Raw genomic sequence first — 3,072 nt, forward strand, 5'->3', positions numbered from 1 at the left:
GGGGGGGCGGCGGGGGCCCCCCCCCGGGGGCGGGGGCGCCGCTTCGGCGATCGCGGGCCTGGCCAGCGGATGCGAGGTCACGGGGACGACGCGGTGGCTGCGCGCGGCGAACGGACCGGCGACTCCCGTGTCGTCGACGTGCAGGGTGACGCGTGTGCGCCATCCGAGACCGTCGCCCGACTCCACCGACTCGATCTCGGGGGCGACCAGACCGCTGCCTGCGAAACGCTCCAGCGCCTCGGTCAGCACACGCTGCTTGAGCTCACGCTGGTGGTCGATGTCGATGTGGCCGAGGTCGGCGCCACCGGGGCGGTCGGCCGGGTCCCGCGACACGTCGGCTTCCGCCCACACGTGCGGGCGGCGGTGCTCCGACGCCTCCAGCACCTCGATGGTCTCGGCCCGCCAGAAGCTGCGGGTCGAGGCGTCCGCCCCCTCCTGCGGGGCGATCAGCCGGGCACGGACCCGCTCTCCGGGGATCGCGTCGGAGACGAAGACCACGCGTCCCTCGTGGCGGGCGATGAACGTGCCCCCGTGCGCGATGCCGGTGATGTCGAGTTCGAGCACGTCGGCTGGGGAGGAAGTCATTCTTCGAGGATACGGTGGTGGACATGCGCGTCTGCCTCGCCTCCACCTCGCCCGCCCGACTCATGCTGCTCCGGCAGGCGGGAATCGAACCGCTCACGGTGTCGCCGGACGTCGATGAGGATGCGGTCGCCGCCGCCGAGGAGGAGAAGCGGGGCGCCCCCCTCGCGCCCGAGGAACTGGTGCTTCTGCTCGCCCGTGCGAAGGCGGCCGCCGTCGCACGGAGCCTTGCTGCGGACGGGACCTTCGACGGTCTGGTGATCGGGGGGGATTCGATGTTCGCGCTCGGCGGGCGGGTCTACGGCAAGCCGTACACCGCCGAGGAGGCGACCAGGCGCTGGCAGGAGATGCGCGGCGAGACCGGCATCCTGCATTCCGGGCACTCGGTGTTCCGGGTCTCCCCCGACGCCGAGCCTAAAGAGGCCACCGCGGTCGCCGCGGCCGCCGTGACGTTCGCCGACGACGTGAGCGACGCCGAGATCGCCGCGTACGTCGCCTCCGGAGAGCCGCTCCTCGTGGCGGGAGCCTTCACCGTCGACAGCCTGGGCGGGGCGTTCATCACCCGGGTGGACGGCGATCCTTCGACGGTCGTCGGCATGTCCCTGTCGACCGTCCGCCGTCTCGCCACCGAGCTCGGTGTCCGTTGGACCGACCTCTGGTCGTAGACTCCCCTCCACGTTTTCCCGACTTTCTTGTGGGGAGTCGTCAAAGGGATCGGGGTCGTTCTCGCTAGGCTGGCAAGCATGCCTGCTATCGCCAAGGTGCTCATCGCCAACCGCGGCGAGATCGCCGTCCGCATCATCCGCGCCGCCCGCGACTCCGGGATCGCCTCGGTCGCCGTCTACGCCGACCAGGACCGGGATGCCCTGCACACCCGGCTCGCCGACGAGGCCTACGCTCTCGGCGGCTCGACCAGCGCGGAGACCTACCTCCAGATCGAGAAGATCCTCTCCATCGCCCGCCGCGCCGGTGCCGACGCCGTGCACCCCGGCTACGGGTTCCTCGCCGAGAACGCCGAGTTCGCACGCGCGATCATCGAGGCGGGGATGACCTGGATCGGCCCGTCTCCGGAGGCCATCGAGGCTCTCGGGGACAAGGTGACCGCGCGTCACGTCGCGGAGAAGGTCGGCGCGCCTCTCGCTCCCGGCACCCCCGGCCCCGTCGAAGGCGCCGATGAGGTCATCGCCTTCGCGAAGGAGTTCGGCCTCCCGATCGCCATCAAGGCCGCCTACGGCGGCGGCGGACGCGGCCTCAAGGTCGCCCGCGAGCTCGACGAGGTCGCAGAGCTCTTCGAATCCGCCACCCGCGAGGCCGTCGCCGCCTTCGGCCGCGGCGAGTGCTTCGTCGAGAAGTCCCTCGACAAGCCGCGTCACGTCGAGACCCAGTGTCTGGCCGATGCCGCAGGAAACGTCGTCGTCATCTCGACGCGCGACTGCTCGCTGCAGCGCCGCCACCAGAAGCTCGTCGAAGAGGCACCGGCCCCGTTCCTCACGGAGGAGCAGAACGAGCTGCTCTACTCGGCATCGAAGGCCATCCTTAAGGAGGTCGGATACGTCGGTGCCGGCACCTGCGAGTTCCTCATCGGCGCCGACGGCACGGTCTCATTCCTCGAGGTGAACACGCGCCTGCAGGTCGAGCACCCGGTCTCCGAAGAGGTCACCGGTATCGATCTGGTGCGCGAGCAGTTCCGCATCGCNNTCGAGTTCCGCATCAACGGCGAGGACCCCGGTCGCGGATTCCTGCCCCAGCCCGGCCCGATCCACGTCTTCAAGACCTTCGGAGGCCCCGGCATCCGTCTCGACTCCGGCGTCACCGCCGGCGACTCGGTGTCCGGCTCCTTCGACTCCCTGCTCGCGAAGATTATCGTGACGGGCAAGGACAGGGCGGAAGCGCTGGAGCGCTCGCGCCGCGCACTCGATGAGTTCGAGGTCGCCGGTCTCCCCACCGTCATCCCGTTCCACCGCAAGGTCGTGCGCGATCCCGCGTTCACGGCGGAGGACGGCGAGTTCGGGATCTTCACCCGCTGGATCGAGACCGAGTTCGTCAACGACATCCCCGCGTGGGACGGGGAGCTCGAAGCACCGACCTCCGCCGAAGCACGTCACACCGTGGTCGTCGAGGTCTCCGGCAAGCGCCTCGAGGTGAGCCTCCCCGACCGCGTCGCCGTCGCCGCCGGCACCGCCGGACGCCCGGCAGCGGTTCCGCCGTCGCGCCGCAGCCACGCCACCACCGCCAACGCCGGGGCCTCCGGCGACGCGGTGAAGTCGCCCATGCAGGCGACCGTCGTCAAGATCGCCGTCGCCGACGGACAGCAGGTCGTCAAGGGCGACCTGGTGGTCGTGCTCGAAGCCATGAAGATGGAGCAGCCGCTGCAGGCGCACAAGGACGGCGTGGTCGGCAACATCAACGCGGATGCCGGCGCCACGGTCTCCGCAGGACACCAGCTGCTCACGATCAGCTGACACCCGGCATCAGCGGAAAGGGCGCCCC

Annotated in this window: 3 protein-coding genes; 2 read left to right on the top strand and 1 reads right to left on the bottom strand. The window is 70.6% G+C overall.

Annotated elements, in window-relative coordinates; genetic code table 11:
- The coding region (locus B2869_RS15170; RefSeq protein ID WP_349678064.1) for a TRAM domain-containing protein at window positions 1-585 on the bottom strand (585 nt) is incomplete at its 3' end.
- Between the two features lie 23 nt (window positions 586-608).
- On the opposite strand from B2869_RS15170, the gene B2869_RS15175 reads away from it, so the two are divergent.
- Both B2869_RS15175 and B2869_RS15180 read left to right on the top strand, forming a co-directional pair.
- Complete coding sequence (locus B2869_RS15175; RefSeq protein WP_031207282.1) at window positions 609-1,247, top strand: Maf family protein; 639 nt, start codon at window positions 609-611, stop codon at window positions 1,245-1,247.
- Window positions 1,248-1,325: 78 nt separating this feature from the next.
- Entirely contained in the window at window positions 1,326-3,044 is a 1,719-nt protein-coding gene (locus B2869_RS15180) for an acetyl/propionyl/methylcrotonyl-CoA carboxylase subunit alpha (protein ID WP_292768325.1), read from the top strand.
- The last annotated feature ends 28 nt before the right edge of the window (window positions 3,045-3,072 follow it).

The sequence above is a fragment of the Microbacterium sp. UBA3486 genome, assembly GCF_002377845.1.
Classification (GTDB): Bacteria; Actinomycetota; Actinomycetes; order Actinomycetales; family Microbacteriaceae; genus Microbacterium; species Microbacterium maritypicum_A.